This window comes from Pseudomonas sp. Y3 TE3536 (assembly GCF_053629175.1).
Window position 1 is genome coordinate 1,144,154 of sequence record NZ_JBRJHU010000001.1, and the last position, 24,080, is coordinate 1,168,233.

The window sequence follows — 24,080 nt, forward strand, 5'->3', positions numbered from 1 at the left end:
AAGCGCAAGCATGACTTCATTTGTAACGCGAGGTGAGTGCTTCTAGCAGCCGAGGTTACGTCGCTGCTTGAGCAACGCCGCCATCCACGCTCTAAGCTGACTCCAACGGGACCTCACGCAGTACATGCCCCCTGGAGCCTGCACCATGCCCGAAACACCCCCTCCCCCACGCTTCGACTGGCAACGCTGGCTGCCTGGCGTGGTCACCCTGCTTCACTATCAGCGTGCCTGGCTGCCCAGGGACATCGCTGCCGGGCTGGTACTCACCAGCATGCTGGTGCCCGTGGGCATTGCCTACGCCGAAGCCTCGGGCGTACCCGGCATCTACGGCCTCTACGCCACCATCATTCCGCTGCTGGCCTATGCCCTGTTCGGCCCCAGCCGCATCCTGGTATTGGGCCCAGATTCGGCACTGGCCGCGCCCATCCTGGCGGTGGTGGTGCAGTACGCCGCCAGCGACCCGCAGCGCGCCATCACCATCGCCAGCATGATGGCCTTGGTCGCTGGGGTGTTCTGCATGGTCGCCGGCCTGCTGCGCCTGGGCTTCATCACCGAATTGCTGTCCAAGCCGATCCGCTATGGCTACATGAACGGCATCGCCTTGACCGTGCTGATCAGCCAACTGCCCAAACTGTTTGGCTTATCCATTGACAGCCAAGGTCCGCTGCGTGACATCTGGGGCCTGATCCAGGCCCTGCTTGCAGGCCAGGGCCACTGGCCCAGCTTCGTCATCGGCGCTGGCAGCCTGGCGCTGATCCTGCTGCTCAAACCCTTCAAGCGCTTGCCCGGCATTCTGATCGCTGTGGTGCTGGCGACACTGGCGGTGAGCCTGCTCGACCTGGACCAGAGCGGCGTCAAAGTCCTCGGCCAGTTACCCCAGGGCCTGCCGGACCTGGTCTTCCCCTGGTTGAGCGATATCGACCTGGTGGAAGTGCTGCTCGGCGGCATCGCGGTGGCGCTGGTGTCATTCGCCGACACCAGCGTGCTGTCGCGCTCCTACGCGGCCCGCCTGAAGATGCCGGTCAACCCGAACCAGGAGATGTTTGGCCTGGGGGTGGCCAACCTGGCCAGCGGGCTGTTCCAGGGCATCCCGATCAGCAGCAGTTCGTCACGCACCCCTGTCGCTGAAGCTGCTGGGGCCAAGACCCAGCTCACCGGCATCATCGGCGCGCTGGCCGTGACCGTTCTGCTGCTGGTGGCGCCCAACCTGATGCATTACCTGCCCAACAGTGCCCTCGCTGCCGTGGTGATCGCCGCCGCACTGGGGCTGTTCGAATTCACTGACCTCAAACGCATCTTCCACATGCAGCAATGGGAGTTCTGGCTGTCGTTTACCTGTTTTGTCGGGGTGGCTGTATTTGGTGCCATTCCGGGTATCTGCATTGCCGTGGCGATTTCGGTCATCGAATTTCTCTGGGATGGCTGGCGGCCGCATTTTGCAGTGCTCGGCCGGGTGGATGGCACCCGCGGCTACCATGATGTGCAGCGCTACCCGCAAGCCCGGCGCATCCCGGGCCTGGTGCTGCTGCGGTGGGATGCGCCGCTGTTTTTTGCCAATGCCGAGCAGTTCCAGAGCACCGTGCTGGCGGCTGTGGAACAGTCCCCTACCCCCGTGCAACGGTTGGTGATCGCCGCGGAGCCTGTGACCAGCATCGACGTGACCTCTGCAGACATGCTCGCTGAGCTGGACCGGGCACTGGAGGCGCGCGGCGTGGAGTTGCAGTTCGCGGAGATGAAAGACCCGGTGAAAGACAAGATGAAGCGCTTTGAGTTGTTCCAGCACATGGGGGAAAAGGCCTTTCACCCCACCGTCGGCGCTGCGGTGGATGCCTACCTGGAAGACACCGGGGTCGACTGGCAGCCCTAATGCACCCACTGCCGTGCCCTGCGCCGGTCGATCCAGATCAGCAGCGCACTGGCATACACCGACACCGCCAAGAACAGCGCCATGCGCACGGCGAACGCGCGGTAGACATCCTGCCCGGCCGCGCTGTCCTGCACCGACTGCCCCAGCAGTATCAACATCGTAGTCAGGCAACTGACCCAATAGGCCGGGCTATGCCGCGTCGCCACCGCGCGGTACAGCCGCCGGCCCTGCCAAAGCGTGAACAGCAGCACCCACAGGAAAAACATCCACAGGTGCACGAACAGGCTCAATGCCCCCCACAGCAGGATCGCCAGCAGCCCGGCCAGCAAGGTCGAGCCAATCAGTTCTCGGCTGGCATTGCGGGCATGGGTCTCGCTGGCCTGCTGACCGAGGCTCACCGACTTCATGATCAGCGGCATGAACGCGTCCGGTGCGATCAGCGCCAGCAAAAAGGCCGGCATGACGATCAGCGTGGCGCGCAGTGCGACCCAGCTGGCCCGTTCAGCGGCGAGCGGCGGCGGTGTCGGTTGTACAGGTGCGTCAGCCGGTTCGGGGAACATCACATGCGCCAGCGCCGTGCCCAAGGTTGCCAGGAGCATGCCTTTGGACAAGGCCTCGACCACCGACAGCGCCAAGGTGAAATCGCTGGTGCCGGCTGCGGCGATCATGGTCAGGCCGATCACCAGCAAGTTGGCCAACAGGCCGTTGCCGCCCTTCAGGGCATAACGCAGCACCAGAAACACGCCAACACCGACCAGCAGCACACCACTTACCGGTGCATGGCGCAGCAAGGGAATCAGCAACAGGCCACTGCCACAACTCAGCAGCACCAGCACGGCCAACGCCGGTGCCGCGCGCAACGGCAGTGGCTGGCTACGCATGGCTAACAACAGCACCGCGAACACCGGCGCCAAAATCGGCACCGGCAGGCCAAAACCGAAGCTGACCGCCAGGCACAGCGCCACGCCCCAGGCCAGGCGAAGCGCACGCTGGCGCCGCAGCTCAATAGGCATACGAGAGCCAGCTCATCAGCCACATGAACAACCGGCCAAGCACGTTCAGCGGGTTGCCCTCGCTGGGCAGCGCCATCACCTCGGCTTGGCCACCCACCCGCAAGCCGGACTTGTCTTCCAGTTGGTCCCGGTCAAGCTCGACTATGACCGGAAAGCGTTGAGCCGAGCGCAGCCATTCACGGCTGTTCTGCACGCTCGGCAGCGTGCCCGGTGGGTTGCTCTGGCCCACGCTGACGCCATAACCGATGCTGCGTATGCGCCCCTTCAGCACCGTCCCAGGCAGCGCATCGAGCACCACCAGCACCGGTGTGCCGGGGCGCAGGCGACCGAGGTTATTCTCGGTCAGGTCGGCGCTGATCCACACGTCATGGATCGCAATCAGGGTCATCATCGGGCTGCCGGCGCCCACGTAGTGGCCCACGTCAGTGCGCAGGTCGGTGATCAACCCGTTGGTATCGGCGCGCACCACCGTTCGCTCCAGGTCCAGGCGGGCCTTTTGCACATTCGCCGCCGCGCTGCGCACCTGCGCATTGTCCGCCTGCGCCCCACCCTGCTGCTCACGTGCCCGCACCACTTCGGCACGGGCTGCCGCGACTTGGCTGATGGCCTGGTCGCGCGTGGCCTGCGCGCCTTCCAGGCGCCGCTGCGAAACCGTGCCGGGGTCCTCCTCGATCAGCCGCTTCAGCCGCTCGGCGTCTTGCCGGGCCTTGCGCTCGTTGGCTTGGGCCGCCATCAACGCCGCCTGGGCCGAGTCGATGCCGGCCGTGTGGGCGCCGATCTGCCGGCCCACCGTGTCGAAGTCGGCTTCGGCGCGAGCCAGGGCAATGCGGTATTGCTCCTGGTCCAGTTCGAACAACACTTCGCCCTTGCGCACTTCCTGGTTATTACCCACGGCCACGCGCTTGACCTGGCCGGCAACCTCGGCGCTCACCGGCACCACGTAGGCTTGCAGGCGAGCCTGCTGGGTGTACGGTGTAAAACGGTCGGCCAGCAGGTACCAGAGCAGGCTCACGGCAATCAGCAGCAATACCCAGCGCAGGCCACGGTCGGGCGCTTGCGCAGGCGGTGTTTGCGGGGTGTCGGTCATTTTTGCTCACCTGGTGGCTGTGCGCTGGGGGCAGGCTCATCCAGCAAGTCTCCCCAATCGGTGCGTTGCTGCATCTGACGACGCGTGGCCGGGTCGATCGGCGCACGGCCTGGGTCCCAACCACCCCCCAGGGCCTTGTACAAGGTCACCAGGCTGCTGACGGCATTGCCGCGGCTGACCAGGTAGCCGTCCTGTTGTTGCAGCAGCAACTGTTGGGCATCGAGCACCCGCTGGAAGTCGGCGAACCCTTCGCGGTACTGCGACATGGCCAGGCTCAACGAGCGCTGCGCGGCTTGCGAGGCTTGATCGCGAATCCCAGCACTTTGCAGCGAGCGCACCAGGCCACTGGCGGCATCGTCAGCCTCACGGGCGGCTTCACGCACACTTTGCTGATACAACTCGATCAATTGCTGCAAGCGCGCGTCCTCGACACGCACGGCGTTCTTGCGCCGGCCGTAGTCGAACGGGTTCCAGATCAGGCTTGGGCCGGCGGCGAGGTCAAGCGTGTTGGGCAGGTGGCTGGCCGAGACGAACGTCCAGCCGAGGCTGCCCAACAGGCTCAGCTGTGGATAAAGGTCAGCTTCGGCCACCCCGACCAGTGCCGATTGTGCCGCCACGGCCTGTTCGGCAGCGCGGATGTCTGGGCGCCGCTGCAACAGGCGAGCAGGCACGTCCTGCAGCAGTGCGCGGTCCGGCAGTGGCAACTGGCCGTATTGCGACTGCAGCTCCGGCAGTGGGCCGGGGGGGCGCCCGAGCAGCGAGCAGAGCACGTTGCGCAGGGCGTTGAGCTGGTTCTCGAACTCGGGGATGGTCGCCTGGGTAGCCAAGTACTGCGTGCGGGCCTGCTGCCAATCGAGTTCGTCATGCTCGCCATGGCGGAACAGCCGCTCGGTGATCTCCAGGCTGCGCGCCTGGCGCTTGGCGTTTTCTTCGGCAATGGCAAGGCGCGCCTCCGCGGTACGCAATGCAAAGTAGGTGTCGGCTACCTGGGCACGCAATAGCAACATGGCATCGGCGTAGTTGGCCTGTGAGGCGAAATACAGGGCATCGGCAGACTCGATGGCGCGGCTGAAGCGCCCCCAGAAGTCAATTTCCCAGGCGATGTCGAACCCTGCGCTGGACTGCCAGAACACCGAATCGCGGGCAGTGTCGGTGCCAGACTGGTCCTGCTTGAGGTAGAGGCTTTGCGCCCGCACCTGCTGCAACTGCGGGTAACGCCCAGTCTGCACGATGGCCAGCTGTGCACGTGCCTCGGCGATGCGCAGGCCGGCCACGCGCAGGTTGCTGTTGTGGGCGTCGGCTTCGGCAATCAGCGCATCCAGTGTCGGGTCGGCGAACACCTGCCACCAATGGCGAAAGTCCACCGTTGCATCGCGCCGCCCGGCCTGCTCCAGCAAGGGTGTGCTCCACGGGTCCAGCCAGGCCGTTTGCGGGGGGTGAAAGTCTGGCCCGACCTGGGTGCAGCCTGACAGCAAGGCAACCAGGCCCAAGGCGCGACACCAGGAAGGTGCAGGCATGCCAGGCCCCGGCTCAGGCCGACGGTTCGACAGGGTTTTCGGGTACCTGCAGCGCGACCCATTGCCAGAACAATACGTAGGTCACGCCAAGAATCACCGGGCCGATGAACAGGCCGATGATGCCTTTGACCACCATGCCGCCCAGCGCGCCGATCAGCACCACAGGCATCGGCACATCGACCCCGCGCCCCAGCAGCAGGGGCTTGAGCACATTGTCAGCGAGGCCGGCAACGAAGGTGTAAACGGCAAACACGATGGTCGCCAGGGTGAAGCCCTCGGCATGGAACACGTAGGCGATCACCGGCAACGTGATCAGCGTGGCCGGCGCCTGGGCAATACCCAGCATGAGGATGGCAATTGCCAACATCCCCGCCCCCGGCACGCCCTTGATGACAAAGCCAACGCCAATCAGCAGCATCTGGATGAAGGCGATGCCGATTACGCCCTGGGCAACGGCGCGAATGGTGGCGGTACACAGTTTGGCAATCGACCTGCCGCGCTGCTCGCCGGATACGCGCATGGCAATGCGCTGCGCCGCCAGCTCGCCACGCGCGCCGAAGGCCATGATCACCCCCGAGATGATGATCGCCGCGATGAACATCAAAAACGCCCCCCCGGCACTGGCCGCGGCCCCCAGCAGCACACGCCCGGCGTCCTTGAGCTGCGGCATCATGCTGTTGAGCACCTCGCTCAGGCTCTCGGATGCTGCCAGCCACAAGGCATACAGGCGCGGCCCGATCAACGGCCAGGAAGCCACCGACTCGGGGGGTGTCGGCACGCTCCAGGCGCCGCTCTTGAGCAGCGTCAGCATGCTGTCCACCGACTCGGTGATCGACACCACCACCAGGTAGATCGGCACCAGCAACACCACCAGTACCAGCAGCACCACCACCGTTGCCGCATAGCCGTCCTTGAGCCCCCAGCGCCGCGTGATACGGCAGTGCAGCGGGTACAGCGTGACGGCCAGGATCACCGCCCACAGCATCAGTTCGAGGAAAGGTTGGAACACCTGGAAGGAGAAGATCACCAGGGCAGCCACCAAGCCTGCCTTGATCAAGACATCGAGCAAGCCCTGCGACAGGGCGCTGTCCAGCTTGAAACTCGGCTGCATGCTTCACCTCCGAACAGTCGTACGCCGTCTTGGCGCGAATCAGTGGTCGGTTTCAGGCGTGGGGCGGGTGGCGTCGGGGTCGCGCAACTGTCGGCTCAGGGCCATCATCACCAACGGCACCACCGCCATCGACAGGGTGATGGCCAGCACCAACAGGTCATGCACCTGCTGCTCGAGCACTTGGTGCGCAAGCGCGAGCTTGAACACCACGAACGCAAACTCACCGCCAGACGCTAACACCACCCCCAGGCACAACGCCTGGGGCCGGTTCAGCCCACCGGCCGTACGGCCCAAAGCCACCAACAGCGGCAGCTTGACGCCCACCAGCAACAGCGTGAGCCCCAGCACCGCCAAGGGCATGCCGAACAACAGGCGCAAGTCGGCGCTCATGCCCACGCCGACGAAGAACAGCCCGAGCAACAGGCCTTTGAGGGGTTCGATCTGGGTTTCGAGCTCGTGACGGAACGGCGACTCGGCCATCAACACACCAGCGAGAAACGCACCAAGCGCCATCGAGATGCCGACGTGCTCCATTACCCAAGCGGTGCCCAGTACCACCAGCAACGCGGTAGCGGTGGACAACTCCGGCAACCCGGAGCCGACCGTCCATTTGAATACCGGGGTCATCAGGTAGCGGCCACCCACAATGATCACACCGATGCCGACCGCCACGCCCACCAGCGGCCACGTCCCTTCATCGGCGCGGCTGACATCCCCGCCCAGCAAGGGCACCACGGCAATCAGGGGGATGGCGGCAATGTCCTGGAACAGCAGAATCGCCACCGCCAGGCGCCCGTGAGGCTTGCCCAGGTCCTTGCGCTCGGCCAGCACCTGCAAGCCAAACGCCGTGGACGACAGGGCCAGCCCCAGCCCCAGCACGACGGCCGCCGCCTTCGATTGGCCGAACAGCCAAAAGGCGAGCAGGCCCAGCACCGCAGCAGTCAGCCCGACCTGCAACGAGCCAACGCCGAACAGCGCCCGGCGCATGGTCCACAGGCGGCGTGGCGAAAGCTCAAGGCCAATGACGAACAGCAGCATCACCACGCCCATCTCTGACAGGCGTGCGACGTTATCCGGGTTACCCAGCAAACCCAGCACCGAAGGGCCGATGAGGATGCCGGCCAGCAGATACCCCGGCACGGCCCCCAGTTTCAAACGCTGCGCCAGTGGCACCAGCAGTACCACGGCCAAGAGGAACACCACCGTTGCCTGGAGCAAGCTGCCGTCATGTGGCATAGGTCTACACCCTGTAGGCTCCCCGCGGGGATGGGGTCAGTAACGCGCTTCGACAACCTTGAACGGGTAGTTCACCGCCTTGTACTTGCCGACCTTGCCGCGCTTGGGCAATTTCACGACCTGGTCGCGGGTGATGTCCTTGTAGGGAATGCGGCCGAGCAGGTGGCTGATGATGTTCAGCCGTGCGCGCCGCTTGTCGTTGGAGTGGGCCATGAACCATGGCGCCCAGGAGGAATCCGACGCGGCGAACATGTCATCGCGGGCTTTGGTGTAGTCATCCCAGCGGGTATACGACTTCAAGTCCATCGGGGACAGCTTCCACAGCTTGCGGCCGTCATTGATGCGGTCCTGCAGGCGGCGGGTCTGCTCTTCGGCGCTGACCTCCAGCCAGTACTTGATGAGGATGATCCCCGACTCGACCATCATCTTCTCGAACAACGGCACCACAGTGAGAAACTTGTTGGCCTGTTCATCACTGCAAAACCCCATCACCCGCTCGACACCGGCGCGGTTGTACCAACTGCGGTCGAAGATCACCACCTCGCCTGCAGCAGGCAGATGGCCCAGGTAGCGTTGCACGTACATCTGGGTTTTTTCCCGCTCAGTCGGCGCCGGCAGCGCCACCACACGGAACACCCGCGGGCTGACCCGCTCGGTGAGGGCCTTGATGGTCCCGCCCTTGCCCGCACCATCGCGGCCTTCAAAGACGATGCACACCTTCAGGCCCTTGGCCACGACCCATTCCTGCAGCTTTACCAACTCGACGTGAAGGTGCTTGAGCGCCTTCTCGTAGGCCTTGCCGCCCAATTTTTCGGGCTGTGCCTGAGGGTCCTTCTGCTTGGCTGACTTCGACATGGCTCGCTCCCGCTGGCGAATGAAGACTCAGTATGGTCGATCCATGGCGGTTTGCCGCTTCGCTTACTACTCCGGCGCCGAGCCTTACTGGTGAACGGTTTGCTCGGTCTGTGTGTGTGTAGGAGCAGCCTTGCGCTGCGAAGAGGCCGGTGGCCGCCTGAAAGATGCTCTGTGCTACACCGGCCTCTTCGCAGCGCAAGGCTGCTCCTACACAGAGCCGTCCACCGTGCGAGGCAGGGCGCTACTTGGCCAGCTTGTCGTAACTGGTCATCAGGTTGCGGTAATCGGGAAGGTGGTTGGAGAACAGCGTCCCCAACCCTTCGACGTCATTACGCCAGTCGCGGTGCAGCTCGCAGGCCACGCCGAACCAGGTCATCAGTTGTGCCCCGGCAGCCTCCATGCGCCGCCAGGCCGAATCGCGGGTCAATTCGTTGAAGGTGCCAGAGGCGTCGGTGACGACGAACACCTCGAAGCCCTCCTCCAGTGCCGACAGTGCCGGGAACGCGACGCAGACCTCAGTCACTACACCGGCGATCAACAGTTGCTTCTTGCCCGTGGCCTTGACGGCCTTGACGAAGTCTTCGTTATCCCAGGCGTTGATGTTGCCGGGGCGAGCGATGTAGGGGGCATCGGGGAACTGCGCCTTGAGCTCGGGGACCAACGGGCCGTTGGGGCCGGTTTCGAAGCTGGTGGTGAGGATGGTCGGCAGCTTGAAGTACTGGGCCAGGTCTGCCAGGGCCAGGACGTTGTTCTTGAAGCGGTCGGGGTCGATGTCACGCACCAGCGAAAGCAAACCCGCCTGGTGATCGACCAGCAGGACTGCGGCGTTGTTCTTGTCCAGACGCTTGTATTGGAAGGCCATGATGAAGCTCCTTGCATCTGCAGATGGGGAGTATCAGCGTAGGCAAGGATCAGAGATGGCGGGGACCGTCAGTCGGGGCGCATGCCGCCGTCAGTATTCACGCCGCTTGCGAAACGCCCAACGCCCCACCAGCACGGTGAAGGTCGCCACCAGTGCCACCAGTACCCAGAAGCCATGTGGGTCGTCCGACAGCGGCACGCCACCGACATTCATGCCGAAAAAGCCGGCGATGATGTTGATGGGCAGCGCCAGCACGGTCACCACCGTCAGGGTGAACAGGGTGCGGTTGGTCTGTTCGTTGAGCTTGGCGGCGATCTCTTCCTGCAGCAACTTGATCCGCTCACCCAGGGCGGTGAGGTCGCTGATCACCAGGGTGAACTCTTCGGTCGCCGCGCGCAGCTGGCGCATGTCCTGTTCCTGCAGCCAGTCCGGTGGGCGGTTGAGCAGGCGCAGCAGGGCCCCAGGCTCGAGCGCCAGCAGGCGCTGCAAGCGCACCAGTACCCGACGCATGCTGCTGAGTTCGGCGCGGTTGTCACTCAGGCGCTGGGACAGCAACTGGTCTTCGATGCGATCGACGCTGGTGGTGGTTTCGCGCACGATCTGGGTCAACACATCGCCCTGGTCGCGCAGCAGATGCACCAGCAGTTCGATGGACGAATGGAAGCGCTCGCCTCGCTTGACCGACGAGCGCAGCTTGTCCACCGAATGCAACGGCTGCAAACGCGCGCTCACCAGCAGCTGGCTGCTGGCGCAGGCCCACAGCGTGGAAATGTCCGACGACACCAGGCCGAAGTTGAACACCACATCGTTGACCACCGCCAACAGGGCCGAATCGGCATGTTCGATACGGGTCGACCGGGAGCCCTCGCGCAAGGTTTCGAAAAACGCCTCGGGCAGCGTCAGGTGGGCACGCAGCCAGCGCTCGCAAGCGGCATGGGCCAGGTTCAGGTGCAGCCATAAAAACTCGTCGGGCTCAGGCGGTTCGCCGAGCTTGCGCAGCAACTGCGCCGAATCGATCTCGCGACCGGGCTGGCCTGGGCGGAAGGCAAAAGCATAAAGCAGGCCGAACAGGTCATGGTCCTGTTGCGGATGCAGCGCGGGATGACCCATTCGAACTCGCAATGAGGCATTGAGGTTGATGGCAGAAAGGTTGCGGGATGTACGTTGCAGTTCGATGACAGCGGGTTTGGCGTATGCCGGTCATTTGGGGATAGCCCCGCCAGTTGGCCCATACAAGCGGATCGTCGCTTACTTGGCGACTCGACGATATTGCTGTCTAGGACTGCGAGCAGAATGAGGATCAGTCATTTCGATCAAACCCATAGCAATTGCTGGTTTAAGGTAATTCTTGCTGAATGTGGGACGGTGCGAGAGCCCAAGGCGATCCATCAATTCATTGGCCTTCAATGAAATCCCAATGGGCAGAACATTGAGCAGTCTCGCTACTTGATCGGTTACTTGATCGCCTACTTGATCGCTACCCACTGCTTCGCTGAGGGCTTGAAGCAGTGCTTGGAGCATATACTCGACAAACGGGGTTGCTTCACCAGACTGATCGGCTGCGGCAAGCGCCGAATAGTAGGCTTCTTGCTGCTCACGGATTACCGTTTCTACTGGAAGGTATGCCAGGACTGGTCGCCAACGGCTAAGCAACAGCGTCTGCCAGAGCCGTCCCATTCGTCCATTTCCATCAGCAAACGGGTGGATGAACTCAAACTCGTAGTGAAATACACAGCTGATGATCAGGGGGTGCCAATCGTTTTTTACGAGCCAGTGCAATAGGCCCTGCACGAGCGTCGCGACCCGACTGGCTGGGGGCGCCATGTGCAGTAAGCGTACCCCGCGATAGATCCCTACGCCCCCCTTGCGAAAATGGCCAGCGTCATCAATCAGCCCTTGCATCAGCATACCGTGTGCAGCGAGGAGATCGTCTTGAGAGCCGGGGCGCCAGTTCGCCATTGCATCATAGGTAACGAATGCATTTCGCACTTCCTGGATTTCACGTGGCAACCCCAATACCCGCTTGCCATCCAGCAATGCAGTTACCTGCTCCACGCTCAACGTATTGTTCTCTATTGCAAGTGATGCCTGGATAGTCCGAATACGGTTGCCCCGGCGCAGTTGCGGCGTCAGCCCGCTGTCCGGGTGAGCAGCCAACAACCCCACAAGCTCACTGATCTCGGCAACCAATGCCAAAATACGAGGTGTTACCGTGAGCGGTGGTTCGTACTTACTCATTGCCTACAGTCCAAGGAGGTAAGGGGCTTCGTCAGTTTTACGTTCTACACGCCAATGGCTGCTGCTCAACACGACTCCTTCCACCTTAATCCACGGGCAATACGAGGGTAAAGCCAGCCAAACATCACTTCACACTTTCCTGAACTGATTATTTGCCCCCAGCGATTTTTCCCCCCGCCAAGCGCCACCAGAATCGCTCACCACAATCACAAAAAGCGTGAGGCCACTCCCGTGGACCAGACACTCCAGGTACGGCAAGCCGCCGCCGACCTCATCGATGCCTTTGCCAGCAACGACACCGCCCGCTACTTCGCCTGTTTCAGCGAAGACGCCACCTTCCTCTTCCACACCTTGGCGCAGCCGCTGTTGTCGCGTGGCGCTTATGAAGCCGTGTGGGCCCAGTGGCAGGCCGACGGTTTTGCCGTGCTGGCGTGTGAGTCGGGCAATGCGCAAGTGAGCCTGCAAGGTGACGTGGCGATCTTCATGCACGATGTGGCCACGCACATCCGCATCGCCGGTGAAGAGCACCAGCTGGCCGAGCGAGAAACCATCGTGTTTCGCCGCCAGGGCGAGCGCTGGTTGGCCTGCCATGAACACCTGTCGGTCGTCACCACCGCCTGATCCTCTTTTACGCGGCCTTGCCGCTCTGCCATCGCACCCACAATAAGGCCCGCGCACTGCGCCGGGCGACAACAACCGCGCTGGAGTATCACCATGAGCCACTCGACCGGTATCGAGACCAACGGCGTCGAACAGATTCCCGACGACCAACGCCACGCCTCCCCGCTTGACCTGTTCCGCCTGATTTTCGGCGGTGCCAACACCTTTGCCACGGCCGTGCTGGGCAGCTTCCCAGTGCTGTTCGGGTTGTCGTTCCAGGCCGGGGTCTGGGCGATTGTGCTCGGGGTCGGCATCGGTGCCATCATCCTCGCCCCCATGGGCCTGTTCGGTGCGCTCAACGGCACCAACAACGCGGTGTCGTCGGGCGCGCACTTCGGCGTGCACGGGCGTATCGTCGGCTCGTTCCTGTCGCTGCTCACCGCCGTGGCGTTCTTCTCACTGTCGGTGTGGAGCTCGGGCGATGCCCTGGTGGGTGGTGCCAAACGCCTCGCCGGCCTACCGGAAACCGACCTCACCCTGGGCCTGGCCTATGGCCTGTTCGCGGTGTTGGTCCTGGTGGTGTGCATCTTCGGCTTCCGCTTCATGCTGTGGGTCAACAAGATTGCGGTGTGGGCGTCGAGCTTGCTGTTCTTGCTGGGCATCGCGGCCTTCGCCGGGCCGTTCGATGCGGGCTACGCCGGCAGCGTCAACCTTGGCCAAGCGGGTTTCTGGGCAGCCTTCGTCGGTGCGGCGATCCTGGCCATGAGCAACCCGGTGTCGTTCGGTGCGTTCCTGGGCGACTGGTCGCGCTACATTCCGCGGACCACGCCCAAGTCGCGCATCATGCTGGCGGTGATCGGCGCCCAGGCCGCGACCTTGATCCCGTTCCTGTTCGGCCTGTGCACCGCCACCCTGGTCGCCAGCCAGGCGCCTGACTACATCGCGGCCAACAACTATGTCGGCGGCCTGCTGGCGATCTCGCCGAGCTGGTTCTTCCTGCCGGTGTGCCTGATTGCAGTGATCGGCGGCATGTCCACCGGTACCACCGCGCTGTATGGCACGGGCCTGGACATGTCCAGCGTGTTCCCGCGCCTGCTCAGCCGCGCCGCCGCCACCTTGCTGATCGGCGTGCTGGCGATCGGCTTCATCTTCATCGGCCGCTTCACCTTCAACCTGGTGCAGAGCGTGTCGACCTTCGCCGTGCTGATCATCACCTGCACCAGCCCATGGATGGTGATCATGATCCTCGGCCTGATCACCCGTCGCGGCTTCTACCATGCCGATGACCTGCAGGTGTTCACCCGTGGCCAGCGCGGCGGCCACTACTGGTTCACGCACGGCTGGAACTGGCGCGGCATGGGGGCGTGGATCCCCAGCGCGGCAGTCGGCCTGTGCTTCGTCAACCTGCCGGGTCAGTTCGTCGGCCCGCTGGGCGACCTGGCCGGCGGCATCGACCTGAGCCTGCCGGTAACCCTGGGGCTGGCGGGAGTACTGTACCTCGCCCTGCTCAACCTGTTCCCTGAACCTGCTGGCGTGTATGGGCCCAATGGCCCGCGCTGGGTGCGCTGCAAAAGCACCTCGCATGCGCCGGTAATCACTGCCGAAATGGCCTGACTGGAATTTGCCCATGACCACTTCTCACTACATCGCCGGCCGCTGGGTCGAAGGCCAAGGCAGCGACTGCATCAGCGTCAATGACCCTGCACTGGGCCAGCCCTTCGCCGAATTGATGGCCGCCAGCGTTGCCCAGGTCGACCAAGCCGTGGCCGCCGCGCGCGAAGCCCTGCCGACCTGGAAGCAGACCAGTGCCAGCGAACGTGCAGCGTACCTGCGCGGTTTCGCCGAGCAACTCGGGCAGCGCCGTGAAGCGTTGATCACCCTGCAGATGCGCAACAACGGCAAGCCGCGCCACGAGGCCGAAATCGACCTGGACGACGCGATTGCCACCTTCAGCTACTACGCCGACCTGGCGGAGCAGTTGCCGCAAAAGAACCGCGACGTGCCCCTGGCCGCGCCCGGCTTCACCGCCCGCACCCGCCTGGAACCGGTCGGCGTGGTCGGCCTGATCGTGCCGTGGAACTTCCCGCTGGTGACCAGCGCCTGGAAGCTCGCCCCCGCCTTGGCCGCAGGCTGCACCGTGGTGCTCAAGCCTTCGGAAGTCACCCCGCTGATCGAGCAGGCTTACGGCCAGATCGCCGAGGCCCTCGGCCTGCCCGCTGGCGTGCTGAACATCGTCAACGGCAAGGCCGAAACCGGCGCGGCGCTGAGCAACCACGCAGGCCTGGACAAGCTGTCGTTCACCGGCAGCAACAGTGTTGGCAGCCAGGTGATGCGCAGCGCTTCTGCCCAATGCCGGCCCGTGACGCTGGAGCTGGGCGGCAAGTCGGCGATCGTGGTGTTCGATGATTGCGACATCGACCAGGCCGTGGAATGGATTGTCGCCGGCATCAGCTGGAACGCCGGGCAGATGTGCTCGGCCACCTCACGCCTGCTGGTGCAGGACGGCATCGCCGATGCGCTGCTGCCGCGCTTGCAGGCGGCACTGGAGAACCTGCGGGTGGGCAACCCGTTGAGCGAAGAAGTGGACATGGGCCCGCTGACCAGCCAGGCACAATGGCTGAAGGTTGCCAGCTACTTTGCCACCGCACGCGAAGAGGGCCTGCAATGCCTGGCCGGCGGCAAAGCGCTGGACCGTGACGGCTGGTTCGTCAGCCCCACGCTGTATGTGGACGTCCCTGCCCACAGCCGCCTGTGGACCGAAGAGATCTTCGGCCCGGTGCTGTGTGCACGGCGCTTCACCACTGAAGCGCAGGCGATCGCCGAAGCCAACGACAGCCGCTTCGGCCTGGTGGCCACGGTCTGCTCTGCCGACCTGGAACGCGCCGAACGCGTTGCCGATGCGCTGGAGGTTGGCCACGTGTGGATCAACTCGGTGCAGGCGGTGTTCGTCGAAACTTCGTGGGGCGGAACCAAAGGCAGCGGCATCGGGCGCGAGCTCGGGCCCTGGGGGTTGTCGGGGTACCTCTCGGTGAAGCATGTGACGCGCTGCCTGGGTTAACCCCAGCAGCTGGTCAAGAAGCCCCTTGCTGACAGATGTCACAAGGGGCTTTTGCTTTGCGCTTGATTCCGTTTCACAAAGGCCCTCATGGCCACGTGACTTTTCAGTCATCGCGCAAAGTCCCACTTCCTGGTACCCCCACAATCACAACACCAGGCCGGACCACCATGCACCCTCAACGCACCGCCTTGCACAACGAACTGCACGCTCGCCCGTCGCTGTATTTCGACGGCCCGGCCCACGTCTTCCACCTCGCCTTGCTCGGCGGCGATGCAGCGTGTGCGGCGCTGCTGCAACGCTGCTGCCCAGAGGCGCAGGACATCAACGCAGCGCAGGGCATTACCCGGCTGGACGGGCACCCGTTCAAATGGGAACGGCACACCGAGTTCTTCACCTTGACCCTGGTGGTGCCCTGCTCCACCGCCAACACCGAGTGGCAAGCCCTACCACAGGTGCTGGCCGAAGCCATCGCCCCGCAAACGGCGCAGGTGATCAATGCGGTGCAGGTGCTGGTCCGCGACGAACAGGACCTCGACCTGAGCCACTATGGCTTCAAAGACCCCTGCGGCTCCTGTGTGGGCGGTGGCGATGCGTCGGTGTGGAGCGATTTTCGCCTGACCGAGGACGGTACCAACCGCTTCCTGTTCATCAATCGCCGCCTCAATGCCTACCGACAGGGCCGCATGATCCGGCGCCTGCTGGAGATCGAAACCTACCGCATGATGGCCTCGCTGACCCTGACCACGGCCAAGGCCCTGAGCCAGGAGCTGGACGCCTTCGACAAGACCCTGGTGAGCCTGTCCGAACGCAGCGCCGGGGGCGATGGCCACGACTCCAAGGGGCTGCTCGACGCCATCGCCCTGCTCTCGCGCCAGGTGGTCAGCCACACGGTGAGGACCCGCCACCGCTTCGGCGCTACCCAGGCGTATGCGCAACTGGTGTTTGAGCGGTTGGCTGAACTGCGCGAGAGCCACGTGGGCGATTGCCAGCGGTTGGGCGTGTTCATCGAGCGCCGCTTCAAGCCCACGGTGCGTTACTGCGCAGCCACCGAGCAACGGCTGGAGCAGTTGGCGAAGAATGTCGCCAACCTGGGGGACCTGCTGCAGGCCCGGGTGCAGGTGGAGATGGAAGAGCAGAACGCAGAGATCCTGCGCAGCCTCAATGCCCGGGCCGACGCCCAGGTGAAGATTCAGCGGGCGGTGGAGGGGCTGTCGATCATCGCCATCACCTATTACCTGTTGAACCTGTTCAAGCTGCTGTATGGCGGGCTGAATGTGCTGGGGGTGGGGCTGACGGCGCGGGATGGGTTGTTGGCGATGGCGCCGCCAGTGCTGTTAGTGCTGCTGGTGATCCTGGTGAGGATCAGGCAGGCCAAGCAGCATTGAAACCGGGGCTGCTGTGCAGCCCATTCGCGGGCAAGCCCGCGCCTACAGGCCCCTGCTAGCGCAGAACCTGTGGGAGCGGGCTTGCCCGCGAATGGGCCGCACCGCGGCCCCGGCTTCAGGCCGGCTCGTCAGCCGGGCGCGCGCCCTCTTGCACCAACACCATGCTTTGCGGCGACGACAGCGGGATGCCCTCATCGCGCAACCGGCCAAGAATGGTGAACAGCAGGTCACTGCGCGTGCCCGACACCTGCCGCGGCCCCGCCACGTAACCACTGACGCCAATGACCATGCCGCTGGTGGTCAGGTCCTTGAACGACACCGAACACGCGGGTGCATCCAGTATCGCTTCGTGCTCCTGGTACGCCGCCAGCAGCAACTCCCGCACACGGTTGGCGTCGGTTTCCAGCGGCAAGGTCAGGGTAATGCTGACCACCCCAAGGGCATTGCCCATGGTCACGTTGCGCACGTTTTGCGAGATGAACTGCGAGTTGGGCACGATCACCGTCGAGCGGTCGGACATCTGAATCTCGGTGGCGCGCACGTTGATGCGGCGGATATCCCCCTCGACACCGGCCAGGCTGACCCAGTCGCCCACCTTTACCGGGCGCTCGGTGAGCAGGATCAGGCCGGAGATGAAGTTCTGCACGATCTGCTGCAGACCAAAACCGATACCGACCGACAGCGCACTCACCACCCAGGTCAGGCTGGTCAGGTTGATGCGCAGGGTCGACATCACCAGCATGGCCAGGAACAGGAAGCCCAGGTAACCCACCAGCGTCACCAGCGAGGCGCGCATGCCGGCGTCCATGTCGGTTTCCGGCAACAGGCGCTCGCTCAACCAGCGCTTGAGCACACGAATACCGAACATGCCGCCGAAGAACATCACCACCGCCAGCAGGATGTCCTGCGGCACGATGTTCATGTTGCCGAGCATCTTGCCGCCGGTATCGTCCCAATCCCCCAGGCTGAGCAGCAATTCGCCGGGGCTGGTGCCCGACGGCGTCAAGGCCAGCAATACCGCCAGGAACAGCAACACAGTGCGACCAATGCCGGCGAGAATCGTGCTGGCCTGGGCCTGATGACGCGGCGCCAGGCCCAGTGTCGACGCCAAGGCCAGGCCACCGGGCTGACGAGGCGACAGCAATGTCTCGCACAGGTCACCGAGGAAGGTGGTCAACAGGTAGGCACAGGTGGCCACCACGCTGATCCACAGCAACTTGGCGGTCAGGAAGTAGGCCAGGGTCAGGAAACCGGCCAGCAGTGCCAGCACGATCAGCCCCACCCACACCACGATGACGAAGGGGATCAGCCCCGCCAGGCCGGTCGGGCGCTCCAGGTCATGCTTGCGCAAGGTGCGGCGGTAGCGCAGCAAGGCCACCGAGAAAATCACCGCCACCACCAGCGCGGTCAGGCCGTTGGTGGCCACGGTCAGCGCCAGGCTGGTGCCGATCACGCTGTTGATGCGCTCCTGGGTCAGCAGCACCATCAATGCCAGGGCCAGCAGTTTGGGGAACCAGCCCAGGGCGCTGGCCACTTCATCGTGGATCGGCGGCAGGCGCCAGGACGGGCGCTGCAGCATCAACATGGCGCGGCCCAGGCCCGAAATGAAGGCGCTGAACACCACCAGGGTAAGGATATGGTTGGTCAGGCTGGCGATGTCCGAACCCAGCTCGGCGCTGCTTTCCAGGCCCCAGCGCAGCAGCGACACGGAGCCAGCGATGGTACCCAGCGTCGCCAGGCTGACGCTCAGGGCCAAGGCGCTGCGGCGCAGGCGGCCTTCCGGCAGCCAGCGGATCATGGCGTCTGCCAGCAGGCGTTCGAGCAGGCGACGGACCAAGGTCCAGACCAGGATTGCCGCCACCAAGCTGGTCAGGAACAACCAGCGATGCTCGGCACTGAACGCGCTGGCCACGGCATCGGCCGCCTCGCCGCGCAGGTCTCGCAGGCGACTCAGGTCTTCAGCGGTAGGGCGGATCAGCGATTGCCAGAACGCCGGAGTCAGCGGGCTGGTCGCGCGGCTGGTGACCTGCGAGTTGAACTGGCTGCGGCGCAGGTTGACGATCTGCGTGGACAGGTCGCGGGCCGACTGGGTCAGCTTGGTCGCCTGTTCCTGCTCGGCCAATACGGACTTTTTCTGCGCCTCGAGGTCCTTGCGCTGAAGCGTGATGGTCGCGGTCTCGTCCGGCTGGGGCGGGCCAAGCACCTTGAGTTTGTCGTCCAGGCCCTCGACGTCGGTGGTCCGCAGCGCACTGAGTGCATCGGCCTGACGCTGAACCTGCATGGCGGCCTGGCGCAACTGCGAGAGCACGTCGTCATTGGCGTTGCTGGTGACGCCCTGGCGGATCTCGTCGAGTCGGTCATTCAGTTGCTCAAGGCTCGCGTTTTCTTCGAGCACCGGCAGTTCGGCAGCGGCCAGGCTGGAGACTGGCGTGGCCGGTGCGGACCAGGCCGGGGTGGCCAATGCCACCATCAGGGCCAATACGCCTAGGCAATAACGGGCAAGGCTGACACGCCTCATCGAACATTCCTCTATACATTTCGATTTGGCGGGGGATTCTACGCGGCTTGAGGCGATCAGGAGAGTGCCGTTTCTCGCGTGAGCAGTTGCTGCTTGCGCTCGACGCCCCAGCGGTAGCCGCTGATATCGCCATCGCGGCGAACCACCCGGTGGCACGGGATGGCCACGGCAATGCGGTTGGCGGCGCAGGCCATGGCCACCGCGCGCACCGCCTTGGGTGCGCCGATACGCTCGGCGATGTCGGTGTAACTGACCCGACAGCCGGCCGGCACCTCGCGCAGGGCCTGCCAGACCCGCTCCTGAAAAGCCGTGCCTTGTACATCCAAAGGCAGCGCCAGGCCCAATGCCGGCGCTTCGACAAAGCCCACCACCTCGGCGACCACGCGTTCATATTCGTTGTCGCCGCCTATCAGCCGGGCGTTGGGGAACTGGTCCTGCAACGCGTGCAGCAGTGGTTCGGGGTCATCACCCAGCAGGATCGCGCAAATGCCCTTCTCGCTCTGCGCCACCAATATCGCCCCCAGCGAACACTGGCCCAGCGCAAAGCGAATAGTCGCCCCTTGCCCGCCGGCCCGGTAGGCCTTGGGGCGCATGCCAAGGCGTTGCTCGGCACTTTCGTAGAAGCGGCTGTTGGAGTTGTAGCCGGCGTCATAGATGGCATCGGTGACTGAGCGCTGGTCATTTTCCAGGTGCTCGCGCAGGCGCCTGGCACGAAACGCCGAAGCGTAAGCCTTGGGGGTCAAGCCGGTTTCGGCCTTGAACAGGCGGTGCAGGTGAAAGGGGCTGACGGCCAGTTGTGCGCTGAGTTGGTCGAGATTCGGTGAAATCTCATCGCCCTCGAGCAGGCGGCAGGCGCGGGTGACCAGTTCGCTACGCCGGGTTGCAGTGGCACGGCTCGCGCTGGTGCAACGCTTGCAGGCCCGGTAACCCGCAGATTCGGCGGCGGCGGCATCGCTGTAGAACTCGACGTTTTCGCGCTTGGCCATGCGCGCTTTGCAACCAGGGCGGCAGTAGATACCGGTGGTGCGCACGGCGTAGACGAAGTGACCGGCGGCGTTGCCGTCGCGAGCCTGCACGGCCTGCCAACGTTGTTCGGAGGTTGTGTAGGGTTTCATCGCGGGTTACCTCTTATCTTTATCGCCTGTACCGGCCTCTTCGCGGGCAAGCCCGCTCCCACAGGTATGGACCATGTGGGAGCGGGCTTGCCCGCGAAGAGGCCGGTGCAGGCACAGCAAATACCTCAGGCCCGCCACAGGTACCAGGCCGCCAAGGTCCGGAACGGGCGCCAGCCACCGCCCAGCGAGCGCATCTGCGCCGGCGTCGGTGCTTTCTCCAGCCCCTTGAGCCGACGATACCCCTCACGCACCGCGAAGTCGTCGACCGGGAGAATGTCCGAACGCTCAAGGCAATAGATCAGCAACATCTCCACCGTCCAGCGCCCTACCCCGCGCAAGGCCACCAGGCGCTCGATCAACGCGTCATCGGGCATGGCCAGCGCCTCCTCGCGGCTGGGCACCACACCCGCTAGGCGGGCCTGGGCAATGCCCTGAACCGTGGCTGCCTTGCTCGCCGAAAAGCCGCACGCACGCATCGCCTCTGGCGTTACGGCCAGCAATTGCTGCGGTGCGGGAAAGCCGCCTTCGGGGAACAGCGCCAACAGCCGGCCCAAAATCGACTCGGCAGCGCGTGCATGCAACTGCTGGTAGGCAATCGCCCGTACCAGCGCCTCATAAGGCTCGCGTCCCGGCGTCGCCTGGTGCAGGCACGGCCCAATCGCTGCGATATGCCGCGCCCAGTCCGGGTCCGACTCGGCCAGGTAGCGGGCAGCTTCCCGGTAGGCTTCGGGCGAAAGGTCAGCCAGGATCATAGCGGCTCCAACACGTCGACTAGAGGCCAAGCTTAGCCCAACCGCTCATCGGCGAAACGCCGGATCTTGCGCGGCTAATTCCTGGCATACCATTGCTCTGCGGCGCGTTACCCGCATAGAATTGAGAACTATTCACAATCGCGCATGCTCACGGGATCAGGCCTTCGATACGATGCAGATCAACGACACACTCAAGCCCACCGAGGTCGCTCTGCTCTATCAGTCCCACCACGCCTGGCTAAGTAGCTGGCTGCGCAGCCGGGTCGGGTGCCATGAGCATGCCGCCGACCTGGCCCAGGATACCTTCGTCCGGGTGTTGCGTGCCCGTCAGGCCTCACCGCTCAAGGAGCCCCGCGCCTACCTCAGCGCCATCGCCCGGGGGCTGATGATCGACCAGTTCCGCCGCCGCGCCCTGGAGCGGGCCTATCAGGAAAGCCTGGCCCACCTGCCTGAAGCCGAAGTGCCCAGCGAGGAACACCGGCTGGTCATCCTCGATACGCTGGAACGCCTCGACCGTGCCCTGCAGGCGTTGAAGCCGCGGGTGCGGCAGGCCTTTCTGCTGGCCCAGATCGACGGGCTGAGCATCGCGCAGATCGCCCAGCAGCTGGATGTCTCCCGCGCGACCATCGAGCGCGACTTGGCCAAGGGCCTGGGTGTCTGCTACCGGTTGCGCTATGTCGAACGCTGAGAACGCCCCCGCGCAAACCCAGGTCGACCAGGCCATCGACTGGCTGGTGAAACTGCGCTTCGACACCCCCAGCCCGCGTACCGAGCGGCAATTCCAGCAATGGCTGGCCAGCCACCCACAAAACCCTCAGGCCTGGCAGCGTGTCAGCAGCCTCAGCGACGAGCTGGCCGGGCTGCCCAAGGCACTGAGCCGACGCACCCTCGACGCCAGCCAGCGCCAGCACAGCAGCCGCCGGGACCACCTCAAGCTGCTGGCGCTGTTGGCCGTTGGCGGCAGCCTGGGCTGGGCCGCACGCGCGCCCTTGGGCCTGCCGCAGCTACTGGCCGACAGCAGCACCGCGGCGGGTGAACGTCGGCAATTGCAAGGCAGTGATGGCAGCCGTATCCAGCTCAACACCGCCAGTGCCATCGACCTGCACTACAGCAGCGAACAACGACTGCTCGAACTGATACGGGGCGAGGTCAGCCTGGACGCCAACGCCAACGACAGCCGCCCTTTCCGCATCGATACCCGTGTCGGCACCTTGGGCACACTCGACGGCCAACTGCTGCTGCGCGAAAACGACAATGGCTTGTTGGTGGCCGTACGCCGTGGCGAGGTCACACTGTTCCCCGCGTCGCCTTCAGCGCGGTTGGTACAGGCTGGCGAAACCTTGCAGGTGCAGGCTAACGGAAGCTTGCAGGCCGTGAGCCTGCGCAGCGACCCGTGGGGCTGGACCGACGGCGTGCTCAGCGTGCAGCAGATGCCGCTGGGCGAATTCGCGGCCGAGCTGGCCCGCTACCGCCCGGGCCTGCTGCGCTGCGCCGACGAAGTGGCACACCTCAAAGTCTCCGGCACCTACCAGCTGGCCGATACCGGGCAGATTCTGCAATTGCTCACGCGCAGCCTGCCGGTGCGGGTCGAGTACCGCACACGCTATTGGGTGAGCATCGACGCCGCCTGAACCGCGCATGGTCAGTCCGCCACCGCACGCAAGCGCCCTGCCCGCCGGTACGACTGCCGGGCAAAACAGACGAACAACCCTGCCATGATCGCCAGCGCCATCGGCAACCCGTGCGGTGCCACATCCATCGCCGCGCCACTGACCAGCGGCCCGATCAGGCTGCCCACACCCCACAGCAAGCCGACGCTGGCATTGGCCGTGACCAGGTCCTGCCCTTTGAAGCGCTGCCCGATCAGCACCAGCGCCAAGGTGTAGATGCCCCCCGCCACTGCGCCCAGCACCACCAGCAGCGGCCACAGCAACCAGGTCATCTGCAGCAGCCACGGCAGGCCGATGCCGATCAGCATCGCCACCAGGCCGCACACCAGGTGCAGCCCGGTGCGCTCGACCCGGTCGGCCAACCAGCCCAAAGGCAGCTGGAACAGCATGTCGCCAGCAAACACCACCGTCACCATCAGCGCCGCCACACCCACGGCAAAGCCGTGGCTGGTGGCGTACACCGGCAACAGCGACAGCACCACGGCGTCGAAGAAGGAGAAGAACAGCACCGCCACGCACAAGGCCGGCGCCACGCGGAAGAACCCGGCCAGGCCGAAGCTTTTTTCGCCTTCTTCATGCTCGACGTAGTCGTTGGGCACGGTCAGCACGATGCACAGCAGCGCCAGGCCATAGCAGGCGGTGACCACGCCGGTGATCCATGGGCTGTCGGCGCCCAGCACGGCCAGCATTGCCGGGCCGAGTACCTGGAAGCCGGTAAAGCTGGTGGCGTACAGGGCCATGATTTTGCCGCGGTTGTGCTCGGGGCACAGCTCGTTGACCCAGGACTCGCCGAGAATGATGGCGATACCCATGCCGATGCCCAGGCCCAAGCGCAGCAACGCCAGCAACCAGATCGAGTCGAAAGCCGACTCCAGCAAGGCGATGCTGACGGTGCACAGGCTGAAGCACAGTAAGTAGATGGTGCGCCGGGTCAGGCGCCGGCAGCAGGCGTCGACCATGAATGCCGAAAGCATCATCCCGGCTGCCGGGATGGCCGAAATAATGCCGATTTCCAGCGTGCCTGCGCCGGCCTCATGCAGGCGCAACGACACCAACGGCAGGCTGGCCCCCAAGCTGAAGCCCACCACCGACACGGCGAACAACAGGCCCGCCAGCAAACGCATGTTCATTTACCACTCCTTGCAAACCGAAAAGACGAGCAAACACGAGCGCGCACGCCGGGACGGCGGACGACG

Annotated in this window: 20 protein-coding genes; 7 read left to right on the top strand and 13 right to left on the bottom strand. The window is 64.4% G+C overall.

All coding sequences use genetic code 11. From position 1 onward, the window contains the following. The first annotated feature begins 145 nt into the window (after nt 1-145). Nucleotides 146-1,867 carry a SulP family inorganic anion transporter gene (locus tag AB7M33_RS05155; RefSeq protein WP_454242525.1) on the top strand — a complete coding sequence of 574 codons (1,722 nt, stop codon included), beginning with the start codon at nt 146-148 and terminating at the stop codon, nt 1,865-1,867. On the opposite strand, the gene AB7M33_RS05160 is transcribed toward AB7M33_RS05155, so the two are convergent. The 9 genes from AB7M33_RS05160 to AB7M33_RS05200 all read right to left on the bottom strand — a co-directional run bounded on the left by AB7M33_RS05160 (nt 1,864) and on the right by AB7M33_RS05200 (nt 11,786). Beyond that, nucleotides 1,864-2,880, bottom strand: coding sequence for a DUF2955 domain-containing protein (locus AB7M33_RS05160; RefSeq protein ID WP_274888040.1), 1,017 nt, complete (start codon nt 2,878-2,880; stop codon nt 1,864-1,866). The two genes, AB7M33_RS05155 and AB7M33_RS05160, sit on opposite strands and share 4 nt — an antisense overlap. Beyond that, nucleotides 2,870-3,967 carry an HlyD family secretion protein gene (locus AB7M33_RS05165; RefSeq protein WP_454242526.1) on the bottom strand — a complete coding sequence of 366 codons (1,098 nt, stop codon included), beginning with the start codon at nt 3,965-3,967 and terminating at the stop codon, nt 2,870-2,872. The genes AB7M33_RS05160 and AB7M33_RS05165 overlap by 11 nt, the downstream gene beginning before the upstream one ends. Continuing rightward, the gene (locus AB7M33_RS05170) at nt 3,964-5,484 is read right to left on the bottom strand and encodes an efflux transporter outer membrane subunit (RefSeq protein WP_454242527.1); all 1,521 of its coding nucleotides are present in this window, start codon (nt 5,482-5,484) and stop codon (nt 3,964-3,966) included. Before AB7M33_RS05170 ends, AB7M33_RS05165 begins: the two co-directional genes overlap by 4 nt. A 13-nt stretch (nt 5,485-5,497) precedes the next feature. After that, nucleotides 5,498-6,595, bottom strand: a complete 1,098-nt coding sequence (locus AB7M33_RS05175) for an AI-2E family transporter (protein WP_252826670.1) — start codon at nt 6,593-6,595, stop codon at nt 5,498-5,500. A gap of 39 nt (nt 6,596-6,634) precedes the next feature. Continuing rightward, nucleotides 6,635-7,831 carry a monovalent cation:proton antiporter-2 (CPA2) family protein gene (locus AB7M33_RS05180; protein WP_099428306.1) on the bottom strand — a complete coding sequence of 399 codons (1,197 nt, stop codon included), beginning with the start codon at nt 7,829-7,831 and terminating at the stop codon, nt 6,635-6,637. Between the two features lie 36 nt (nt 7,832-7,867). After that, nucleotides 7,868-8,686, bottom strand: a complete 819-nt coding sequence (gene ppk2 / locus AB7M33_RS05185) for a polyphosphate kinase 2 (RefSeq protein WP_454242528.1) — start codon at nt 8,684-8,686, stop codon at nt 7,868-7,870. A 241-nt stretch (nt 8,687-8,927) separates the two neighbouring features. After that, nucleotides 8,928-9,548 carry an isochorismate family cysteine hydrolase YcaC gene (gene ycaC, locus AB7M33_RS05190; RefSeq protein ID WP_027594492.1) on the bottom strand — a complete coding sequence of 207 codons (621 nt, stop codon included), beginning with the start codon at nt 9,546-9,548 and terminating at the stop codon, nt 8,928-8,930. A 90-nt stretch (nt 9,549-9,638) separates the two neighbouring features. Continuing rightward, nucleotides 9,639-10,658 carry a transporter gene (locus tag AB7M33_RS05195; RefSeq protein ID WP_027594493.1) on the bottom strand — a complete coding sequence of 340 codons (1,020 nt, stop codon included), beginning with the start codon at nt 10,656-10,658 and terminating at the stop codon, nt 9,639-9,641. 138 nt (nt 10,659-10,796) lie between these two features. Beyond that, nucleotides 10,797-11,786, bottom strand: coding sequence for a Fic family protein (locus AB7M33_RS05200; RefSeq protein ID WP_454242529.1), 990 nt, complete (start codon nt 11,784-11,786; stop codon nt 10,797-10,799). A gap of 231 nt (nt 11,787-12,017) precedes the next feature. On the opposite strand from AB7M33_RS05200, the gene AB7M33_RS05205 reads away from it, so the two are divergent. The 4 genes from AB7M33_RS05205 (at nt 12,018) to AB7M33_RS05220 (ending at nt 16,829) form a co-directional block, all read left to right on the top strand. Further along, nucleotides 12,018-12,407: a YybH family protein gene (locus AB7M33_RS05205; protein ID WP_027594495.1), complete on the top strand. Its 390-nt coding sequence runs from the start codon at nt 12,018-12,020 to the stop codon at nt 12,405-12,407. A gap of 93 nt (nt 12,408-12,500) precedes the next feature. Further along, complete coding sequence (locus AB7M33_RS05210; RefSeq protein WP_085274116.1) at nt 12,501-14,000, top strand: purine-cytosine permease family protein; 1,500 nt, start codon at nt 12,501-12,503, stop codon at nt 13,998-14,000. A gap of 13 nt (nt 14,001-14,013) precedes the next feature. Then, complete coding sequence (locus AB7M33_RS05215; RefSeq protein ID WP_454242530.1) at nt 14,014-15,444, top strand: aldehyde dehydrogenase family protein; 1,431 nt, start codon at nt 14,014-14,016, stop codon at nt 15,442-15,444. 167 nt (nt 15,445-15,611) lie between these two features. Then, nucleotides 15,612-16,829: a DUF3422 domain-containing protein gene (locus tag AB7M33_RS05220; RefSeq protein WP_454242531.1), complete on the top strand. Its 1,218-nt coding sequence runs from the start codon at nt 15,612-15,614 to the stop codon at nt 16,827-16,829. Between the two features lie 115 nt (nt 16,830-16,944). Here AB7M33_RS05220 and AB7M33_RS05225 read toward each other — a convergent pair whose 3' ends face one another. From AB7M33_RS05225 to AB7M33_RS05235, 3 genes are all read right to left on the bottom strand, one after another. Continuing rightward, on the bottom strand, nt 16,945-19,347 hold the full coding sequence (locus AB7M33_RS05225) for a DUF3772 domain-containing protein (protein ID WP_027594499.1): 2,403 nt from the start codon (nt 19,345-19,347) through the stop codon (nt 16,945-16,947). Nucleotides 19,348-19,403: 56 nt separating this feature from the next. Continuing rightward, nucleotides 19,404-20,462, bottom strand: coding sequence for a bifunctional DNA-binding transcriptional regulator/O6-methylguanine-DNA methyltransferase Ada (ada, locus tag AB7M33_RS05230; protein WP_454242532.1), 1,059 nt, complete (start codon nt 20,460-20,462; stop codon nt 19,404-19,406). Between the two features lie 125 nt (nt 20,463-20,587). Next, entirely contained in the window at nt 20,588-21,214 is a 627-nt protein-coding gene (locus AB7M33_RS05235; protein ID WP_454242533.1) for a DNA-3-methyladenine glycosylase family protein, read from the bottom strand. A gap of 172 nt (nt 21,215-21,386) precedes the next feature. On the opposite strand from AB7M33_RS05235, the gene AB7M33_RS05240 reads away from it, so the two are divergent. Beyond that, nucleotides 21,387-21,902 carry a sigma-70 family RNA polymerase sigma factor gene (locus tag AB7M33_RS05240; protein ID WP_265969012.1) on the top strand — a complete coding sequence of 172 codons (516 nt, stop codon included), beginning with the start codon at nt 21,387-21,389 and terminating at the stop codon, nt 21,900-21,902. Then, on the top strand, nt 21,889-22,845 hold the full coding sequence (locus AB7M33_RS05245; protein WP_265969010.1) for a FecR domain-containing protein: 957 nt from the start codon (nt 21,889-21,891) through the stop codon (nt 22,843-22,845). Before AB7M33_RS05240 ends, AB7M33_RS05245 begins: the two co-directional genes overlap by 14 nt. A gap of 11 nt (nt 22,846-22,856) precedes the next feature. Here the strand turns inward: AB7M33_RS05245 and AB7M33_RS05250 are convergent, their stop codons facing one another. Then, nucleotides 22,857-24,014, bottom strand: a complete 1,158-nt coding sequence (locus AB7M33_RS05250) for an MFS transporter (protein ID WP_027594504.1) — start codon at nt 24,012-24,014, stop codon at nt 22,857-22,859. Between the last annotated feature and the right edge of the window lie 66 nt (nt 24,015-24,080).

Bases quoted from the DNA above. Each gene is read 5' to 3' on its own strand.
- AB7M33_RS05245 (WP_265969010.1), top strand. From the start codon at position 21,889: ATGTCGAACGCTGAGAACGCCCCCGCGCAAACCCAGGTCGACCAGGCC.
- AB7M33_RS05165 (WP_454242526.1), bottom strand. From the start codon at position 3,967: ATGACCGACACCCCGCAAACACCGCCTGCGCAAGCGCCCGACCGTGGC.
- ycaC (WP_027594492.1), bottom strand. From the start codon at position 9,548: ATGGCCTTCCAATACAAGCGTCTGGACAAGAACAACGCCGCAGTCCTG.
- AB7M33_RS05250 (WP_027594504.1), bottom strand. From the start codon at position 24,014: ATGAACATGCGTTTGCTGGCGGGCCTGTTGTTCGCCGTGTCGGTGGTG.
- AB7M33_RS05175 (WP_252826670.1), bottom strand. From the start codon at position 6,595: ATGCAGCCGAGTTTCAAGCTGGACAGCGCCCTGTCGCAGGGCTTGCTC.
- AB7M33_RS05215 (WP_454242530.1), top strand. From the start codon at position 14,014: ATGACCACTTCTCACTACATCGCCGGCCGCTGGGTCGAAGGCCAAGGC.
- AB7M33_RS05160 (WP_274888040.1), bottom strand. From the start codon at position 2,880: ATGCCTATTGAGCTGCGGCGCCAGCGTGCGCTTCGCCTGGCCTGGGGC.
- AB7M33_RS05235 (WP_454242533.1), bottom strand. From the start codon at position 21,214: ATGATCCTGGCTGACCTTTCGCCCGAAGCCTACCGGGAAGCTGCCCGC.
- AB7M33_RS05210 (WP_085274116.1), top strand. From the start codon at position 12,501: ATGAGCCACTCGACCGGTATCGAGACCAACGGCGTCGAACAGATTCCC.
- ppk2 (WP_454242528.1), bottom strand. From the start codon at position 8,686: ATGTCGAAGTCAGCCAAGCAGAAGGACCCTCAGGCACAGCCCGAAAAA.
- AB7M33_RS05195 (WP_027594493.1), bottom strand. From the start codon at position 10,658: ATGGGTCATCCCGCGCTGCATCCGCAACAGGACCATGACCTGTTCGGC.
- ada (WP_454242532.1), bottom strand. From the start codon at position 20,462: ATGAAACCCTACACAACCTCCGAACAACGTTGGCAGGCCGTGCAGGCT.
- AB7M33_RS05200 (WP_454242529.1), bottom strand. From the start codon at position 11,786: ATGAGTAAGTACGAACCACCGCTCACGGTAACACCTCGTATTTTGGCA.
- AB7M33_RS05170 (WP_454242527.1), bottom strand. From the start codon at position 5,484: ATGCCTGCACCTTCCTGGTGTCGCGCCTTGGGCCTGGTTGCCTTGCTG.
- AB7M33_RS05180 (WP_099428306.1), bottom strand. From the start codon at position 7,831: ATGCCACATGACGGCAGCTTGCTCCAGGCAACGGTGGTGTTCCTCTTG.
- AB7M33_RS05240 (WP_265969012.1), top strand. From the start codon at position 21,387: ATGCAGATCAACGACACACTCAAGCCCACCGAGGTCGCTCTGCTCTAT.
- AB7M33_RS05220 (WP_454242531.1), top strand. From the start codon at position 15,612: ATGCACCCTCAACGCACCGCCTTGCACAACGAACTGCACGCTCGCCCG.
- AB7M33_RS05225 (WP_027594499.1), bottom strand. From the start codon at position 19,347: ATGAGGCGTGTCAGCCTTGCCCGTTATTGCCTAGGCGTATTGGCCCTG.
- AB7M33_RS05155 (WP_454242525.1), top strand. From the start codon at position 146: ATGCCCGAAACACCCCCTCCCCCACGCTTCGACTGGCAACGCTGGCTG.